Annotated in this window: 13 protein-coding genes; 2 read left to right on the plus strand and 11 right to left on the minus strand. The window is 66.0% G+C overall.

Features of this window, described 5'->3' with window-relative positions; translation table 11 throughout:
• Window positions 1–187: 187 nt before the first annotated feature.
• Window positions 188–1,462 (minus strand): nucleotide sugar dehydrogenase, encoded by a 1,275-nt coding sequence (locus ACO05N_RS07280; RefSeq protein ID WP_422056496.1) that lies wholly within the window; start codon window positions 1,460–1,462, stop codon window positions 188–190.
• Between the two features lie 349 nt (window positions 1,463–1,811).
• Between ACO05N_RS07280 and ACO05N_RS07285 the strand changes: the two genes are divergently transcribed.
• Window positions 1,812–3,089 (plus strand): sugar transferase, encoded by a 1,278-nt coding sequence (locus ACO05N_RS07285; protein ID WP_422056497.1) that lies wholly within the window; start codon window positions 1,812–1,814, stop codon window positions 3,087–3,089.
• A 6-nt stretch (window positions 3,090–3,095) separates the two neighbouring features.
• Here ACO05N_RS07285 and asnB (ACO05N_RS07290) read toward each other — a convergent pair whose 3' ends face one another.
• The 7 genes from asnB (ACO05N_RS07290) to ACO05N_RS07320 form a co-directional block, all read right to left on the minus strand.
• Window positions 3,096–4,979, minus strand: coding sequence for an asparagine synthase (glutamine-hydrolyzing) (gene asnB / locus ACO05N_RS07290; RefSeq protein ID WP_422056498.1), 1,884 nt, complete (start codon window positions 4,977–4,979; stop codon window positions 3,096–3,098).
• A 3-nt stretch (window positions 4,980–4,982) separates the two neighbouring features.
• Window positions 4,983–6,263, minus strand: a complete 1,281-nt coding sequence (wecC, locus tag ACO05N_RS07295; protein ID WP_422056499.1) for a UDP-N-acetyl-D-mannosamine dehydrogenase — start codon at window positions 6,261–6,263, stop codon at window positions 4,983–4,985.
• Window positions 6,253–7,386 carry a non-hydrolyzing UDP-N-acetylglucosamine 2-epimerase gene (gene wecB, locus ACO05N_RS07300; RefSeq protein WP_422056500.1) on the minus strand — a complete coding sequence of 378 codons (1,134 nt, stop codon included), beginning with the start codon at window positions 7,384–7,386 and terminating at the stop codon, window positions 6,253–6,255. The genes wecC and wecB overlap by 11 nt, the downstream gene beginning before the upstream one ends.
• Window positions 7,387–7,463: 77 nt before the next feature.
• Window positions 7,464–8,720: a hypothetical protein gene (locus tag ACO05N_RS07305; protein ID WP_422056501.1), complete on the minus strand. Its 1,257-nt coding sequence runs from the start codon at window positions 8,718–8,720 to the stop codon at window positions 7,464–7,466.
• Window positions 8,721–8,731: 11 nt separating this feature from the next.
• Complete coding sequence (locus ACO05N_RS07310) at window positions 8,732–10,984, minus strand: GumC family protein (protein ID WP_422056502.1); 2,253 nt, start codon at window positions 10,982–10,984, stop codon at window positions 8,732–8,734.
• 14 nt (window positions 10,985–10,998) lie between these two features.
• Window positions 10,999–11,712, minus strand: a complete 714-nt coding sequence (locus ACO05N_RS07315) for a polysaccharide biosynthesis/export family protein (protein WP_422056503.1) — start codon at window positions 11,710–11,712, stop codon at window positions 10,999–11,001.
• A 58-nt stretch (window positions 11,713–11,770) separates the two neighbouring features.
• Entirely contained in the window at window positions 11,771–13,063 is a 1,293-nt protein-coding gene (locus ACO05N_RS07320) for an O-antigen ligase family protein (RefSeq protein ID WP_422056504.1), read from the minus strand.
• A gap of 271 nt (window positions 13,064–13,334) precedes the next feature.
• Here ACO05N_RS07320 and ACO05N_RS07325 point away from each other — a divergent pair, with 271 nt between their 5' ends.
• Window positions 13,335–14,432, plus strand: a complete 1,098-nt coding sequence (locus ACO05N_RS07325; RefSeq protein WP_422056505.1) for a glycosyltransferase family 4 protein — start codon at window positions 13,335–13,337, stop codon at window positions 14,430–14,432.
• On the opposite strand, the gene ACO05N_RS07330 is transcribed toward ACO05N_RS07325, so the two are convergent.
• The 3 genes from ACO05N_RS07330 to asnB (ACO05N_RS07340) are packed head-to-tail and all read right to left on the minus strand — an operon-like array spanning window position 14,433 to window position 17,816.
• On the minus strand, window positions 14,433–15,656 hold the full coding sequence (locus ACO05N_RS07330; RefSeq protein ID WP_422056506.1) for a glycosyltransferase: 1,224 nt from the start codon (window positions 15,654–15,656) through the stop codon (window positions 14,433–14,435).
• 5 nt (window positions 15,657–15,661) lie between these two features.
• Window positions 15,662–15,838 carry a hypothetical protein gene (locus ACO05N_RS07335; protein ID WP_422056507.1) on the minus strand — a complete coding sequence of 59 codons (177 nt, stop codon included), beginning with the start codon at window positions 15,836–15,838 and terminating at the stop codon, window positions 15,662–15,664.
• Window positions 15,839–15,893: 55 nt separating this feature from the next.
• Window positions 15,894–17,816: an asparagine synthase (glutamine-hydrolyzing) gene (asnB, locus tag ACO05N_RS07340; RefSeq protein ID WP_422056508.1), complete on the minus strand. Its 1,923-nt coding sequence runs from the start codon at window positions 17,814–17,816 to the stop codon at window positions 15,894–15,896.
• Window positions 17,817–17,843: the final 27 nt, after the last annotated feature.

Raw genomic sequence — 17,843 nt, forward strand, 5'->3', positions numbered from 1 at the left:
TATCTGGCCATCACTGGTCTGGGCAGGACAAGGCATCGATCTATCCTCCCGCGACAAGGGGAGGTGGCAACGAAGGTCGAAGGGGGAGGACGGCTGTGCCCTTTCGGCTCATGCCGTCGTGCTTCCTACCCCTCCGTCAGCATCGCTGACACTCGCCTTGGTGGGGGGGTGAAGGCAGGTAGGCCCCTTAAAGCGTCCAGCGGCCCGTCGCGGCACCCGCGCCCGGGACGGCGTTCTTGGGGTCGGCGAACAGTCCGCCCGGCGCGACCAGCGCGGACAGCTTGTCAGCCCCCATCGCGACATAGTCGTCATGCGTCACGGCGAGCAGGACGAGGTCATATTGTTCGGCCAGCGCAGCGTCGCCAGCCAGCACCAGCCCATATTCATGGCGCGCCTCGTCCGCATCGGCGAGTGGGTCGTGGACGGTGACGGCATGGCCCAGCGCGGCGAGGCGTGCGATCATGTCGGCGACCTTGGAGTTGCGCAGGTCGGGGACATTCTCCTTGAACGTCAGCCCCAGCACCAGCGCACGCCCGGCGACGTCGCCGCGCAGCCCGTGCAGCCGCTCCGCAATCCAGCCTGCCATGGCATCGTTGGTGCTGCGTCCGGCCAGGATCACCTGCGGGTTATGGCCCAGCATCTCGGCCTTGTGGCTGAGGTAGAAGGGATCGACGCCGATGCAGTGGCCGCCGACGAGTCCCGGATGGAAGGGCAAGAAATTCCACTTGGTCCGCGCCGCTGCGAGCACGTCCCAGATCGACAGGTCCATTGCCGAGAAGATGCGCGTAATCTCGTTCATGAAGGCGATGTTGATGTCGCGCTGGGCGTTCTCGATCACCTTGGCGGCTTCGGCGGCGCGAATCGATGCGGCGCGGAACACGCCGCCGCTCGTCACCTGTTCGTACAGCGCGGCAACTCGGTCGAGCACCTCGGGGGTCTGGCCGGACACGACCTTGGTGATCTTGTCGATCGTATGCTCGCGATCGCCCGGATTGATGCGTTCGGGCGAGTAGCCGAGGAAGAAGTCCCTGCCGCTGACCAGGCCCGTGATCCGCTCGATCTCCGGCCCGCACAGTTCCTCGGTCACGCCGGGATAGACGGTGCTTTCATAGACGATGATGGGCGCGCGCGCGGGGTCGATCATGCCCGCAACGGTGCGGGTCGCGGCCATGACGATGCGCAGGTCCGGCTTGTTGTCGGCATCGACCGGGGTCGGCACGGTGACGATGATGAAGTCCGCCGGCGGACATTCCGCCGGATCGCTGGTCAGCCTCAGGCTGCTCGCGCCCAGGCGATCGGCGTCGATCTCGCCGGTACGGTCGTGCCCGGCGCGCAGCTCGGCGATGCGGTCCGCGTCGATGTCCAGCCCGATCGTCTCGAAACGCTTCGCCAGCGCGACCGCGAGCGGCAGCCCGACATAACCGAGACCGACGACGACAATTCGGTTCTCGTGCGACATCATCATTCCCCGCTATGCCCAACGGGGCAAGTCCGCGCGCCCTTTCGCAAAGAGCGAGGAGCGAGGCAAGCGCGATCAGGAATTGGACGACTCCGCATGGCGGCCGCCCCGGTGTCCGGGCAAACTGCGCCGGACAGGCACATGCTGCGCTGCAGCACGTCTGGCCATTCGACGCGGTTGCGGTTAGGAGCAGCGCATTCGTACGCCGGATTCGCCGTGAGTCGCGCAGCGCGATTCGATTGCGCGATGCCGGCGGCACGATGCGCGCGGCTTTGGATGGTCTCGACATGGTCGGCTTCGACGGAAATGCGATGGCGACGGGGCCCGGCTGGCGCGTGCAAGGGGGACGAGAATGCTGAAAATGTACGCCGAGCTGACGCATCGGTCGCGCTACAGCCTGTTCGAATCGCTGCGGGTCGAAGCATTGCTGCTGGTCGTACTGGCGGTAATGGTGCCCGCATTGCTGTTCGACCGCGGCGTGCTGCCGATCCGGTCGCCGGGCGTGGATTATGCGGTGGTGGCGGCGGGCTTCGGCGTCGTGTTCGGCCTGATCCTGCTGCGTCGCGTGTCGGCGTTTCCGGGGACCACGATCTTCGGCTACATCCTGCCTTCCTTTGCCAGCTCCTATGGCATCGCTCTCGCCGCGCTGTTCCTGACGCGTGAAAATTACAGCCGCGCCTATCTTGCCGCCTCCTTCGTGATCGCGGTGGCAGTCGCCTTTGCGCTGCGCTTCCACCTGGCCAAGACCACGGTTCAGCGTTTCTATTACGTCCCCGCCGGGCAGATGTCCGTGGTCGATCAGACGCCGGAGGTCGAGTGGATTCCGCTGCTCACTCCCGAAGTGCCCACAGTGCGACGCGCCGTCATCGTCGCCGATTTGCGCCACGACCATGAGGACGCGTGGGAACGGATGCTGGCCGAGGCGGTGATCCGGGGCCATGTCGTCTACCACGCCAAGCAGATCACCGAGTCGCTGACCGGTCGGGTGGCGATTGAACATCTGTCGGAAAACAGCTTTGGCTCGCTGATGCCCAACCTCGCTTATGTGAAGGTCAAGCGGGTGCTGGATGTGATCGGCACGCTGGCGATGCTGCCGCTGCTGCTGCCGCTGCTCGCCGTGATCGCGATCGCCATCCGGCTCGATTCGCGCGGATCGGTGCTGTTCACCCAACAGCGCATGGGGTTTCGGGGCGAGCCGTTCACAGTCATCAAATTCCGCACTATGCGCCCGCGCGATCCGGGCGCGGACCGCGACGATTGCGTGACCCAGGATGACGATGACCGCATCACCCGGCTCGGCCGGTTCCTGCGGCGTTCGCGTCTGGACGAGCTGCCCCAGGCATTCAACGTGCTGCGCGGCGAGATGAGCTGGATCGGCCCGCGCCCGGAGGCGATTCCGCTTTCGCATTGGTATGAGGCGGAAATTCCGCATTACCGCTATCGCCATATCGTCCGGCCCGGCATCAGCGGGTGGGCACAGGTCAATCAGGGGCATGTTGCCGACCTCAAGTCGGTCAACCTGAAGCTCCATTACGACTTTTTCTACATCAAGAACTTCTCGGCCTGGCTCGATCTGCTGATCCTGTTCCGGACGGTCGGCACGGTGATCAGCGGGTTCGGCGCCAAATAGCGCCGATCAGTCGACAAACGCCCGGCACCAGAGCTCGACCGCCATCACCGCCAGCAGCGCGTAATGGCCGTCGACCCGCCCGCTCAGCGTCGCGTCGCGCAGCGCGGTGACGGCGGCGGCGTCGAACAGGCCGCGTCGCGCCAGCGTATCGGGCGCGAGCACGTCGGCCATCATCGGCTGCAACTCGCGCCGCATCCATGACCGCAGCGGAACGCCGAATCCGGTCTTGGGGCGATAGATCACCTCATGCGGCAGCATCGGCTCCATCGCCTTGCGCAGCGCCCATTTGGTCTGGCCGCCGCGCAGCTTGAACCGGGTCGGCAGCCGCGCGGCAAAGGCCATCAGATCGGGGTCGAGGAACGGCACCCGGATCTCCACGCCCACCGCCATGCCGGTCTTGTCGGTGTAGTTGAGATTATGGTCGGTCAGGAAGAACAGCTGTTCCAGCCGCAGCGCACGTTCGACGGGATCGCGCACGGCATAGGCGTCGAGGGCGTCGCGCATCGGCGCGCGTGCGCCCGCGACATGGGCGGCGCCGTCTCCCGCCATCAGTCCCGCCGCATCCTCCAGCCGCAGCCATTCGAAATGCGCCATCAGCCGCGAATCGGCCGACTCACCCATCGGTGAGAGCAATTTGGCGATACGACGCAGCCTGGTATTGCCGGTCGGCAGCGCCCGGCCCAGCGCGCCGAGCCCGGCACGCATTGGACCAGGAACATGGTTCAGCGTCCGGTCGAGCGCCGCCGCCTGGTGCCGGCGATAGCCAGTGAACAGATCGTCGCCCCCGGCGCCGCCCAGCAGCACCTTGATCCCCTGTTGCCGGGCGAGCGCCGCGATCTTGAGATTGTTGATCGCCGCCGGATCGGCCTGCGGTTCGTCCAGCGTGTAGACCAGCGATTCGAATTCGCTGGCAATTCGCGCGTCCACGCTCACCTCGTGCAGCGTGACGCCGAGATGCCGGGCGGCGGCGCGGGCATAGGGAAGGTCGGCGATCAGCTCGTCGCCATCGCCGTCGCCCGCCCGATAGCCGATGGTGAAACAGTTCATCGGCTGCGACACATGCTCGCGCGCCAGCGCGACGATCGCGCTCGAATCGAGCCCGCCGGACAGGAACGCTCCGACCTCGACATCCGCGACCATCTGGCGGCCGACCGCCGTGCGCAGCGCGTCGTGCGTGCCCGCGATCGCCGCTGCCTCGTCCATCGGGGCGGGGTCGTAGTCGGGCAGGGTATAGAAACGCCCGGTCGTCTCCGCACCGGCCGCGTCGATGCGCAGCCAGCTGCCGGGGGTCAGCTTGCGCACTTGTGCGAACATCGTCCGCTCGCCCGGCGAATAGAGATAGCCGAGATAGGCGAGCAGCGCGGTGCGATCGATCGTCCGGTCGAGGTCCGGAAGCGCCAGAAGTGCCTTCAGCTCGCTGGCAAAGGCGATGCCGGAGGGGGTGCGGGCGAGGTAGAGCGGCTTGACCCCGACCCCGTCGCGCGCAAGCCAAAGCACCCGATCGCGCCGGTCCCAGATCGCCAGCGCGAAAATGCCGTTGAGCCGTGCCAGCGCCGCCGGCCCCGAATCGGCGAACAGCTCGACCAGCACTTCGGTGTCGGAATGCCCGCGCAGGCTGCGCCCTGCGGCGATCAGCTCGGCGCGCAAGGCCGCGTAATTATAGATCTCGCCATTATAGCTGAGCACGAACCGGCCCGATGCATCGGCCATCGGTTGATGCCCGGCGGGCGACAGGTCGATGATCGACAGGCGCCGATGGGCAAGCGCGATACCCGCGTCGCGGTCCTCGAACAGCCCGTCGCTATCCGGTCCGCGCGCCGCCAGCCGGGCGCTCATCGCCGCGATCGTTCCTTCCGCGAACGACCCGCGCAGCCCGGCGATCCCGCACATCGTTCAGCCGCCCGTGCTGATGACGGCGCGGGCTTCGGTCCAGATGCCGCGGCTGTCATGGACCAGCTTGCCAGCGCGCTGCGCCGGGCTCACCGCCTTAAATGCGTCATGATCGACCAGCAGGACCAGCACGTCGCATTCGGCCAGCGCCGCGTCGAGCGGGGCCAACTGCGCGCCCGTCCCTTCGAACGCGCGCGGCAGCGTGTCGATATGCGGCTCGACCAGGCGCACGCGCTCTCCGAACCGCTCGGCAAGCAATTGTGCGACGCGGAGCGCCGGGCTTTCGCGCAGATCGTCGATATTGGGTTTGAAGGCGAGGCCGAGGCAGGCGATCTTTGCCCCCGGTGCCGACTCCGCCAGAGCGGCGGCGCGGTCGAAGCTGTAGTCGATCTTCCCGTCATTCACTTCACGCGCGGTGCGGATCAGCCGGGCATTGGCCGGATCGCTATGCACGATGAACCACGGATCGACCGCGATACAATGGCCCCCGACGCCGGGGCCGGGCTGAAGAATATTGACGCGCGGATGGCGGTTGGCGAGGCGGATCACTTCCCACACATCCAGCTTCAGCGTGTCGCAGACGATCGACAATTCATTGGCAAAGGCGATGTTTACGTCGCGGAATGAATTTTCGACCAGCTTGCACATCTCTGCGGTCCGGGCGGTGGTCACGATGCACTCGCCCTCGACGAAATGGCGGTAGAAGGCGACCGCGCGATCGGCGCAGCTGCGCCCGATCCCGCCGATCGACCGGTCATTGGCGACCAGTTCGTGCAGGATTTTCCCGGGCAACACCCGTTCGGGGCAATAGGCGATGGCGACGTCCGCGGCATCGTCCCAGCCGTGCGGAAAGCTGAGATCGGGGCGCGCGGCGGCAAGGCGGTCGCGCATCCCCTCGGTCGTGCCAACGGGAGAGGTGGATTCGAGTATCACCAGATCGCCGCGTTTCAGGACCGGAGCGATCGCGTCGGCCGCCGCCAGCACATAGCTGATATCCGGGCGGTGATCGTCATGGAACGGGGTCGGCACGGCGATCACGAAAACATCGCACGGCTCGGGCGTCCGCGCGGCGGTCAGGTGGCCCGACGACACGACCTGATGCACGAGTGCGTCGAGATTGGCTTCCTCGATATGAATCTCGCCCCGGTTGATCGTGTCGACCACGCGCTGGCTGACATCGACGCCGATCACGCGCGCGCCGGTCCGCGCGATCACCGCGGCGGTGGGCAGGCCGATATAGCCGAGGCCGATCACCCCGACGCGCAATTGGGCTTCAGCGGGCATTGATGATGGTCCGTGCGATTCGATCACTGCTCTTCCCATCTCCGAACGGGTTGTGCGCGCGCGCCATGGCGGCATAGGCATCCTCGTCGTCGAGCAGCTCGAGCGTCGCGGCGACGATGGTTTCCTCATCGCTCCCGACCAGCCGAGCGGTGCCGGCGGCGACCCCCTCGGGCCGCTCGGTCGTCTCGCGCATCACCAGGACCGGCTTGGCCAGGGCCGGAGCCTCTTCCTGCACCCCGCCGCTGTCGGTGAGCACAAGGTGACAGCGCGCGAGCAGCGCGACGAAATTGGGATAGTCGAGCGGGTCGATCATCGCGACATTGTCCAGTCCGCCCAGCACGGCCTGCATCGGGCCGCGGACATTGGGGTTGGGGTGGACCGGGAAGATCACCGCGACATCCGGACGCTGGGCAATGCGGCCCACGGCGCGGGCCATCGCTTCGAGCCCGGTTCCGAAATTCTCGCGGCGATGCGTCGTCACGGCGATGATCCGCTTGTCCGCGAACGGGGCAAGGATCGGATCGATCAGCGCCGCAAGCGCGGGATCGCGTTCGATCGCCTCCAGGGTCGTGTGAAGCGCGTCGATGACGGTGTTTCCGGTCACCTCGACGCGTTCCGCGGGCACATTTTCTGCCAGCAGGGCGTCGCGTGCGGTGTCGGTGGGTGCAAAATGCTGGTCGGCGATGGTGCCGATGATCTTGCGGTTGACCTCTTCGGGCCAGGGATGGTGGATATTGCCGCTGCGCAGGCCGGCCTCGACATGCGATACCGGGATTTTGCGATAATAGGCGGCAAGGGCGCCGACCATCGCGGTTGCGGTGTCGCCCTGCACCACCACGCGATCGGGCTGCTCCGCGTCGAGCACGCGGCCGATCTCGCGCAGCAACCGCGCGGTGAGTTCGTCGAGCGACTGGTTGGGCAGCATGATGTCGAGATCATGGTCCGGCACGATGCCGGCAATCGCCAGCACCTGATCGAGCATCTGCCGATGCTGTGCGGTCACGCAGACGCGCAGATCGACCGCAGGGTCGTCCCGCAGCCGCTGAACCAGCGGATAGAGCTTGATCGCCTCTGGCCGGGTCCCGAACACGATGAGAACGCGTTGTCGCGGTGCATTGGCCATGCCGGTCCCCTTTCAGATCAGCAATTTCGAGGCAAGTGATTATTCGGAATGCGTCAGGCGTTTCAGCGTTGGCGGCGTCATGGAACGCGCGTCAACGTGAGTGCATCGACCCAGAGATTGGCGCTTTCGATCGTCTCGCTCTTTCCGCCGATCAGGCTGAGCCTGGGTCCGATGCAGCCGGGCGGGACGTCGAAGGTGAGGGTGAAACGATCCGGAAGATCGATGCCCGGCGACAAGGGTTGCTTGGCAATTTCGCTCTCCTTGGCGCCGCTTCCGCAGCGTAGCGACCAGTAGACCTGCCCGGCGGGCAGGTCGGCATCGGTGGTCGTGCGTCCGGCCAGACGGTAGCGCCCGGCGCCAAGCACCAGCTGCTGTTCCGCAAAGGTCACCTGTCGGTCGCCCGGATAGGAGACATAGAGCGCGCTGCCCTGGCCCGGGATGAGGCTTTCGCCCCGTTCCACGATCACGCCATCCTCGGGCCGGAAACGCCACCCGAACGGTGGGGGGATATCCGGTGCGGCAAAGTCGCCGTCGCGCAGCAGTCCGGCCGCCTTGATCCGGGTGGCTCGGGGAAGCAGCGCCATCCAGCGGCGGTGGAGAAGCGGCAGCCGGGTCTCGGTCACGGCGCGCTGGAAATAGGGAGATGCTTCCTCGATCGTCGGCGGGCTGCCGAGGGCCGCAAGCCGCGCGAGCAGGGCATGCCCGGCTTCCAGATCGACCTTCTCGTCAGCCAGATTGTGGAGCAGCATGCCGCGCCAGCTGGGATTGGTGGCGAGAATATCCGCCATCGGGGCGATCAGGCGCTTGTCCTTGAGGCGCTGCGCCAGCATCGGCACGATCACCTCCCAATTGGTCGACCGCTGCCGCAATAGGATGTCGGCTTCCGAAAAGGCTTCGGCATACCGGCCGTTGGCCAGGCGGTTTTCCAACAGCCAGGCATGGGTAAACAGGTCGCGCAGCGAGAATCTGGCCGACATGCTGAACAGCCGTTCCGCCTGCGCATCCTTTTTGTCGAACGCTGCGAACAGGCCCAGCGTGCGCAGCGCGGTCGGGTTATAGGCTTCGGCCCGCAACGCGCGAAGGCTGAGGTCGGTGAGGGCCGCCTGATCCTCGCGCTTGGCGCGCATCAGCCGGTAGTCGATATTGCCCCGCAACGCTTCCGGATTGGTCGGCGCGATCGCGAGCGCGGCGTCGGGCTGGATCCGCGCCAGCATGAACCCGACCCGCGACTGGAACAGCAGCCCGATGAACAGCAGGGCAATGACCACGGCGCCGATGCGCGCCGGCCAGCTGCCGGTGGGCAGCTGCACCGGTTTGGTCCCAAACAGCGTCATGACACGCCCGTTCAGCCGCGCAGGATCCGGCTCGCCAACGACTTGCCCTGCCGGCCGCGGCGATCGCCATATTCATAGCTATAGGCGTAGCTGTAGCCAGAGGTCTTGGCGTCGAACTTGGTCAGCACGGCACCGACGATCCGCGCATTGACGTCGGCCAGACGGCGCAGGGAGACGCGCACGACCTTGGTCCGGGTCTGCTTCGACGCGATCACGAACACCGTCGCCTCGGCATAATTCGCGATCAGCGGGGCGTCGGCCAGGCCGAGCACCGGCGGACCGTCGATCACGATATGGTCGAAGGTCTTGAGCAGCGTTTCAAACGCCAGCGGCAGGTTGGGGCCCGCCAGCAGCTCGGCCGGGTTGGGCGGGATCGGGCCGGCGGTCATCACTGCCATCTTCTCGTGCGGTCCCGGCTGGATATAGCGCTGAAGGTCCTCCGCACCGGCGAGCACGTTGGTCAGGCCGCCGCTGTTGGCCAGCTTGAGCATATGGTGGATCGACGGGTCGCGCATGTCGGCATCGATCAGCAGCACCTTCTTGCCCAGCTGGGCGAAGTTGCGGGCAAGGGCGACCGAGCTGGTCGACTTGCCTTCCGCTGCGCGCGAGCTGGTCATGAAGATCACGCGCGGCGCCCCATGGCTGGTCGTGAAGCGCAATGCCGTGAACAGCGACAGATAGGATTCGGCCAGCGGCGTGCGGCGGTCCTCCAGCGCGTCGAGCAGATTTTCCGAGTCGGGAAGGCGCGGAATGCTGCCGAGCAGCGGGATGCCGAGCTTCCACTCCAGGTCGTCCGGCGCCATGATCGACTGATCGAGCTGTTCGACGATGAAGGCGAGTGCGGCGCCCAGGAACAGGCCGAGCATCGTCGCCAGCAACAGGTTCATGGTCGTGCGCGGCTTGATCGGCCCGCGCGCCGGCAGCGCGACATCGACGATCGAAACGTTGTTGGTTCCGACGCCACCGGCAACGCCGATCTCCTTGTAGCGCTGCAGCAGCGCATCGTAGAGCGAGCGGTTGGTATCGGCGTCGCGCTGGTAGATATTGTACTGGATCGACCGGCTGCGCAGGTCGAGCACGCCTTCCTTGAGCCCGTCGACCTGGGTCTGCAGCTGCGCTTCGCGCGCGGCTGCCGCTTCATAGTTCGACCGGAGCGAAGCGAGGACGTTGCCGCCCTGAGCACGCAGCTGCCGATCGATCTCGTCGATCTGGCGTTTCAGCGCCTGTGCGGCGGGGTATTCCGGCTCGAACCGGGCGAGCAGCTTCGAATACTCGCCCATCAGCTGGGCGCGAGACCCGCGCAACGCGGTGATCGTGTTGTCGGACAGGCCTTCGGCGGCGGCCAGCGGACCGCTCTGACGGGCCTGATTGTAGCGGGCCTCGGCGGCGATACGCTCGGCCTTGGCCGTGTTCAACGCGGTGCTCAGCGCCCCGAGTTCCGATCCTACCAGACTTGGCGAGGCGGTCGTGCCGCCACCTTCGCGCTGGCTCGGCGCATCGAGGTTGATGATCCGCTGGCTGCGCGCATAGTCCACGATCTTGCGTTCGGACTCTTCAAGCCGTGCGCGCGTCTGCGCGATCCGGTCTTCCAGATATTTGCGCGCATAGCTGGATGCGGCAAAGCGACGGGCCAGATTCTGTTCGATAAACGATTCGGACAGCGTGTTGACGATCCGCGCCGACAGCTCGGGATCTGGGCTGTCAAAGCTGATCGACACCAGGCTCGACGAACGGGTCGGCTCGATGGTCAGGTTGGCCATCAATATTCCGGCAGCGGCCCGTTCGAGCGACCTGCGCTGATCGGCGCCCAATGCGCGCGAGCGTTGCTCCGGGTCGCGACCTGAATAGCCGTACATGAAGGTCTGATTGTTGGTCAGGTTCAGCTTGCGCACCACCAACTCGGCAAGCGCGCGGCTTTTCAGCAGGCCATATTGGGTCTGGTAGAATTCTTGCGAAAAAAAGGCCGGTTTGGCGGAGCCGTCATCCGCGTCGATGACGCGCGCCGTCTCACGCGCGATTTCGATCGAGCCGGTCGAGCGATACAGGCGGATCGTCGTCGCGTTGATGTAAACCGCTACCGTGATCGCAAGCAGCACCGTGGCGACGATGAACCAGCGCCGGCGCACCAAAATCTGCAGGTAATGGGTCAGTGGGCTTTCGCGCCGCTCATCCTGTGCGAGCGCACTCAGCGTCGGGTCGGAACTCCCGTTCGCACCAAGCTGGCGCCCCTCGGGGGAGCGGGGCTGCGCGGTGATGTCGTTCATGGAAGGTCGGACCCTTACTTTAGGATGTAGAAGAGGCTGAGCAGCGGGGCGGCCTGAATCGCGTCTTTGAACAGCGACCGGTTCGAATCGCTGCCCACCACGATGACATCGTTGCCGAACACCGCGGGATCTTCGGCACGGGCGCCGCGGATGTCGTTCATGTCGAACCGCGCGACCATGCGCTTCCCCTCGACCGTCCGGAAGATCAGCACCTCGCGCTTCAGCGCATCCTCGGTCAGGCCACCCGAAATGGCGATGGCCCGCATGAGTGTCGTTTCGCCGGATACCTGATAGATGCCGGGACGCGTGACGCTGCCGTCGATCGTTATCTGCTGGCTCACAGCCTCGTCGATGACGACATTGACCTGCGGATTGCGGACATAGCGGGCAAAGCGCTGGCGCAAGTCGGCGGCCAGCTCGGCGGAGGTCAGACCCTCCACCGGCACCGACCCGATCAGGGGCAGATTGAACGTCCCGCTGGCATCCACCGCCGCGGTGGTTGTCAGTTCGGGTACACCGAACACGGTCACGGTCAACTTGTCGAACGCGCCGATCCGCGGTGCCCGCTGACGCGGCGAGGAATCGGCCGCCGTGGGTGCGGGAAGTCCTTCGGACACTTGCGCTACCGTGGCCAGCTCCGGCTTGAAATTGGGCTTCGACGCACATGCCGAAACGGCACAGGCCATCGTGATAAGGGTAAGGAACCGGGCGTTAATAACGGCCTCCATCAATCGGTGTCGAGCTGCGCGCCGCATACCCCTGCGACGCACATCTTTAAGGGTGGGATTACGAATAGGAAAGCCCCGGGATCGTGTTGCCGATACGGGGGCCCGACGCGCGGCCGATCCGCCCGCCGCCCTGCCGTCGGGGGACGCTCGGCGGGGTGAGCAGGGCGCAGAGCAAGGCAAAATAGACGGCAAAACCATCGGTGCGCAGCGGATAATCACCCGCCGAATGCACGATCGCGAACAGGATCACCATCGCGGCGGCGCGCTGTTGCCGGTTGATCGTCAAACTTTCCGGCTCGCCCCGGAACGCCTGCCATGCGCGGCGCGCATACCAGATCAGGCAGGCAATCAGCGCGGCAACCCCGAAGATGCCGAATTCGATCGGGATTTGCAGATATTCATTATGCGCCTGGTTCAGATAGCCGAACTGCAGGCCGTCGCGCGTCTCGTAGCTGCGATAGATCGAATCGAAACTGCCGACCCCGGTGCCAAAGGGAAGGAAATCGCGCGCAATCCTGAGCAGTTCCGGGACCAGAGAAACGCGGCTCTCTTCGCCTTCGGCAAAGCCGAACTCGCCGCTGGCCAGCGTGCCGGTAAACAACAGCGCCAAAACGCTCGCGCCAACCGCGAGCACGCCGCCGCCACCGATCAGAGCCACGCGGCGATTGATTCCGATTTGGCGCAGCGGCAACTGCATGAACGCAAAGCCGAGCGCGATCAGCGCAAAGATCGCCCCGGCGCGCGACTTGGTGGTGTAGATCGCCACAAGCAGCAGCAGAAGCGCGAGCCCCGCGACGAACAGCTCTCCGGTTGCGGGCGCACGCCGTTCCGCCACACGCTCGGCCAGCCACCATCCGATCAGCACGATCCCGCCACTCAGGAAATTGGCCAGGTGGTTTGCGTTCGAAAAAAAGCCCACCCCGGAATCGCTGTTGGTGATGGCGTACAAATAGAGCGAACTCTGCGGCCCCGCCCCGAACTGGGCGATGGCCAGCAACGCGCTGGCGACCATCAGTCCCAGAATCACGGTCAGCAGGGTGGAGCGTCCGGCCGCGTCGAGCTGGGCGCCGAGCACATAGGCGGTGAACGCGCACAGCAGCATCAGCAGCGTATCGACCGTTCGCATCGGGGTCAGGCTGATCGCGCCCCATGGCTGTTCGCCGACCAGATCCAGTGCCGCTTTCGCCAGCTCGCGGCCCGGCAGCGTCGTCCACAGCGCAAAGGGAAGTGGGATCAGTTGGATCAGGACCAATGCGATCAGTGCGAACCATAGCAACCCGGCGGGCCGCTCGATCCGGACCGGGGTCGATCCGCGACGCCACACGAGCCAGATAAAGGCCCCGAGCGTCACCAGCCTCGTGAGAAATGCGCCCCCAGTCTCAATCCGCGACGCTCCGCCGAACAGGATCGCCGCGACAAGGACGGCCAAGGCAGCATTTCGCATACCTGGTCGACTGGTACTGAACAAAACTCCGTATCCCCCTGTTCGACGGTACCGGGCGGTCCTTAACCGTCGTCACCAGCGTTGCCAAGCGCGCCGCCGGTCCAGCGCTTGCAATTCACCGCAAGCGGGTTAGGTGGCGACGCGGCCACGCGCGGGCCGGATCGCAGAGGAGTTGCACTTGGCCGATCACCCCCGCCGCGGATTGCGCGTGCTGTATCTCGCCACCGACGCCTATGGCGAGCATGGCGGGATCGCATTGTTCAGCCGCAACCTGATCGAGGCGCTCGACGCGGACGACCGCGTCGCCGAGATCGTGTGTCCACCGCGGGTCGCCCGCGGTGCCATCGGGCCGCTGCCGCCAAAGCTGAACTATGACCTGCGCGGGCTGACCGGGCGCGCCGCCTATCTGCGCACGGTTCTGGGCCATGTGCTGTCCGGGCGCTTCGATGCGATCATCGTGCCGCACATCGGTCTTGCCCCGATCGCATGGGCCGCGGCGAAGCTGACCGGTGCGCGCTGGGCGTTGTGCCTGCACGGGGTCGAGGCGTGGCCGGCCGTGGCAAGCGCGCGGCGGCGCTTCTTCGGACTGCGCGCCGATGCGATCGTCAGCGTGAGCGCGTTGACGCTGGGGCGCTTCCGCAGCTGGTGTCCGGTCGATCCGGCCCGGTGCGTGGTGATCCCCAATGCGATGGACTTTACCAGCTACGCCCCCGGACCGCGCGACCCCGTGCTGGAAGCGCGTTACGGCCTCACCGGCAAGCGCGTGATCCTGACGCTGGGTCGGCTCGATCCCCGGGAACGCTACAAGGGGTTCGACGAGATCATCGAACTGCTTCCCGAACTGGCTCCCGATGTCACCTATCTGATCGCCGGCAAGGGAGAGGATCGCGCGCGGCTGGAGGCCAAGGCTGCGGCGCTGGGTGTGGCGGATCGCGTCGTGTTCGCCGGGATGGTGCCGGAAGCGGAAAAGGTGGCGACCTACCGGTTGGCGGACGCCTATGCCATGCCCAGCACCGGCGAGGGGTTCGGCTTCGTGTTCCTTGAGGCGATGGCGTGCGGCATCCCGGCGATCGCCAGCGACCTGGACGGCGGTCGCGAAGCAGTGCGCGAGGGCAAGCTGGGCCAGGTCGTCGATCCGCGCGACCGCGAAGGCCTCAAGGCGGCGATCGTGCGGGCGCTCGACCAGCCCAAGGGTGTGCCCGACGGGCTCGATTATTTCGCGCTGCCCGCCTACCGCGCGCGGATTTCCGATCTGCTCACCCGGCTGGTCGCCTAGTCAGCGCGCCAGGACGGCCGCGAACATCCGTTCGAGCTGGCCCGCGCCCGCGTCCCAGGTGACCGAAGACAGATCGGGATCGGTTGCGGGAATCCGGCCTGCGCGCCAGTCCTGCCACACGGCATCGAACGTCGCGATCAGCTGCGCTTCGTCGGTGCAGGTGCGCAGGTCGCCGCGAACGCGGTCGGCCAGCACGAAGGTTTCGGGATGTTCGCCCGGAAAGCTGATGAGCGGTCGGCGGCACGCCATCAGCTCCAGCGCCTTGTGGTGAAAGCCGAAGGGCGCCCAGATATAGCAATTGACCGCCGCGTCGTGACACAGCCGTGCCAGCCGGTCGTGCGGCACGTTTCCTTCGACCGTCGCCACACACTCCAGCCCGGAGCGGCCGATCGCGGCGCGGACATTATTGTCGGCGGCACCAGCGTAATGGAACAGCGTGGCGTCGCGGCGCTCGGTCCCCCCCGCCTTCACCCAGGCCGCAAAGCCGGAGAGGAAGCGTTCGAGGAACTCGTCGGTATAGGTGCTGCCGATCAGCGTCACGAGGAACTTGTCGCTGCGCGGACGGCTGTCGGGTGCGGCAATCATTGCCGGGGCGATGCTGGAATAGATCACCTCATGCGGCTGGGCGAACCAGCGCGCGGCGATATCGGCGTGCAGCTCGGCGTTGCCGGTAAAGGCGGCCGCATCCGCAAAGCGGCGTTGCAGCACGCCATGAAGGCGGCCTGGGACGTAGCTGGCGAAATTGTCCTTGAAGTCGATCGTCCAGGGCACGCCCGCTGCGCGCGCCAGCTGCTGTCCGACCACGAGATTACTCAGATTTCCGAAATTGGCCCAGACGATCTCGGGCTTGAAGCCGTCGAGAATTGCGGGATGCGCCGCGCGCGCCGCCGCGACCCAGTCGCCATGCACGCCTCCTTCGGCGGCGATCAGCCAGGCGGTGGCGAGGCGCCGGAGCGATTGCGGCAGCGCGGAGGACCGGTGCAGGCGGAGCATTGCCGTTTCACGCGGTGCGAGTTCCAGGCTTAACGGTTCCGCCCAGTCATGCGCGGCAATCCGATCGCGAATGGTTGCCGGGGACAGGGTGGGTTCGGCCGGATCGAGAGTCGGGGAGAGCAGCAGGATCTGGTGGCCGCGGCGCGCCATGGCGCGGGCAAAGGATGCCGCGCGCAGGCCATATACGCCGCCCGCGCGCGAAGAAACGTCGGATATGAACAGGCAGCGCACTGCAATCACCCTCGATCAGAACTTGTGGTCGCGCACGGGTCGACGCGCGCCATTCGCCGGTCTTTCACGTCGGCCGGCATGGCGAAACGGCTCGTCAGCAGCCCGCGCTCGCCATTGGCCTCACCGACGGGCTTACGGAACAGGCGCTGGAGCGGAAGATGGCGCGATTCGGCATTCAGCATGAAATGAAGCCCTGCGGTCTGCGTGAGTTGGAAACGCGGTGGCGGTTTGCCCGAACTACGCAGCGGAGCGAAGGGTTGCCGCAGGCGCGGCGGCATCGAGCCGGTCGAAATACTCGCGGCGCCAGCTTTCGATGATGAAGGGCTGCCACAGGATCCAGCCCAACCCGGCCTCGCCCGCAACCGCGCGGTCGAGAACGCGGTTCCAGTAATTGGCCTGCCAGTATGGCGACTGGCGGAAGCTTTGCGAGGCGAACAGGTCGCGCACCATGGTCTGCAGCCGGGGCGACTTGAACCACAGATCCTGGGGCGGGTTGAATCCCTGCTTGCGCCAGCGCGCGCGGATATCCTCGGGCAATATGCCGCGCATGCTTTCACGCAGCACGCGTTTGGTCTGCACTTCGCCCATCAGCAGATGCGGCGGCAGCGACAGTGCGAAATCGGCAAGGCGATGGTCGCAGAAGGGCAGGCGCACCTCGCGCGAGTGCGCCATCGAGTTGCGGTCGCCATAGCGCAGCAGGGTGGTCAGAAAGCCGCCGAAACTGTCCTCGGCCAGCGCGCTGGCGAGGGGGTGGAACTGGTCCTGCCGCGTGCGATCATTTTGCGCCATGATCCGCTGCGCCACGCCCGGTTCGATCGCATAGAGCATGCTCGATCCCTTGCCCATGCGGTTGGCGAGTAGATGGCGCAGGCGGAAGGGAAGCCGGTCGCGCAGCGCGCGTGACGGCGGGGTGAGCACGCCGGGGTAGCGCGCCGCGATCTGCGGCATCTCCTTGTCGAGCCGCGCGCGGTCGCCGGTCTCGCGCAGACTGTCGAGATAGAGCGCGAAATAGGTCTCGTATCCACCGAGCAGCTCGTCCGACCCCTGGCCATCGAGCAGCACGGTCACGTCATGCTGCTTGGCAAGGTGGAACACGCACCATTGCGCGAACTGGCTCGACCCGCCGGTCGGCAGCTCATTGTGCCAGATGAAATCGGGCAAATCGTCGATCAGCCGGTCTACCGTCGGTTCGACCAGATGGCTTTTCACTCCGGTCGCGTCGATCACGACCTTGGCAAAGTGATATTCGTCCGCGGGCGTGCCGGGAAAATGGCCGGTGAAGGTATTGTATTCGGCATCGTCGCCGATGAGCTGGCGGGCGATGCAGACGATGGCGCTCGAATCGAGCCCGCCCGACAGGCACGAGCCGACCCGCACGTCGCTGCGCAGCCGGATGCGGACCGAATCGGTCAGCAGCTCGCGGAATTCGGCGAAGACGTCGGCGTCCTTTGCCGTGGCGCGGCTGGCGTCGTAGCGCGGCGCATAATAGCGCCAGATTTCGGGTTCGAGCCGCTGAAGGTCGAAGGCGATCGCTTCGCCCGGCAGCAACTGCTCGACCGCGTCGAATACCGTCTGTCGATCGGCGTCGAGACCCTTGCTGGGGTTCACCGCCGCGCGCAGCACCCGGAAATCGTCATAACCGCGCCCGATGCCGGGCAGGGTCAGCAGCGCCTTGTACTCGGAGCCGAACGCGATGAAGCCGTCGCCGCGCGCGAACAGCAACGGCTTTTCGCCATAGCGGTCGCGCGCGCCGAACATGGTGCGCGCGTGACGGTCGAGGATCATGAAGGCGAACATGCCGTTCAGCCGGTCGACGACCTTGCGGCCCCAGACGCGATACCCTTCGATGATCACTTCGCTGTCGCTGTGCGAGGTGAAGCTGGCGCCGAGCGCGATCAGCTCCTGCCGCAGCTCGACATAATTGTAGATTTCGCCGTTGAAGATCAGGACATAGCGGCCGTCGGCCGAATGCATCGGCTGGTCGCCGGCGTGGCTCAAGTCGATGATCGACAGGCGGCGATGTCCGAACCACACGCCCGCCTCGGCATCGCTCCAGTCGCCCGCGCCGTCAGGGCCGCGATGCGCGATGAGGTCGAGTGCGGCGCGATAACGCTCGACTTCCAGCGGCCGCTTTCCGACCCAACCCAGAATTCCGCACATGCTTTCCGTTCCCCAAAGCAGCCAGGC

The sequence above is a fragment of the Sphingomonas sp. genome (assembly GCF_965227385.1).
Classification (GTDB): Bacteria; Pseudomonadota; Alphaproteobacteria; order Sphingomonadales; family Sphingomonadaceae; genus Sphingomonas.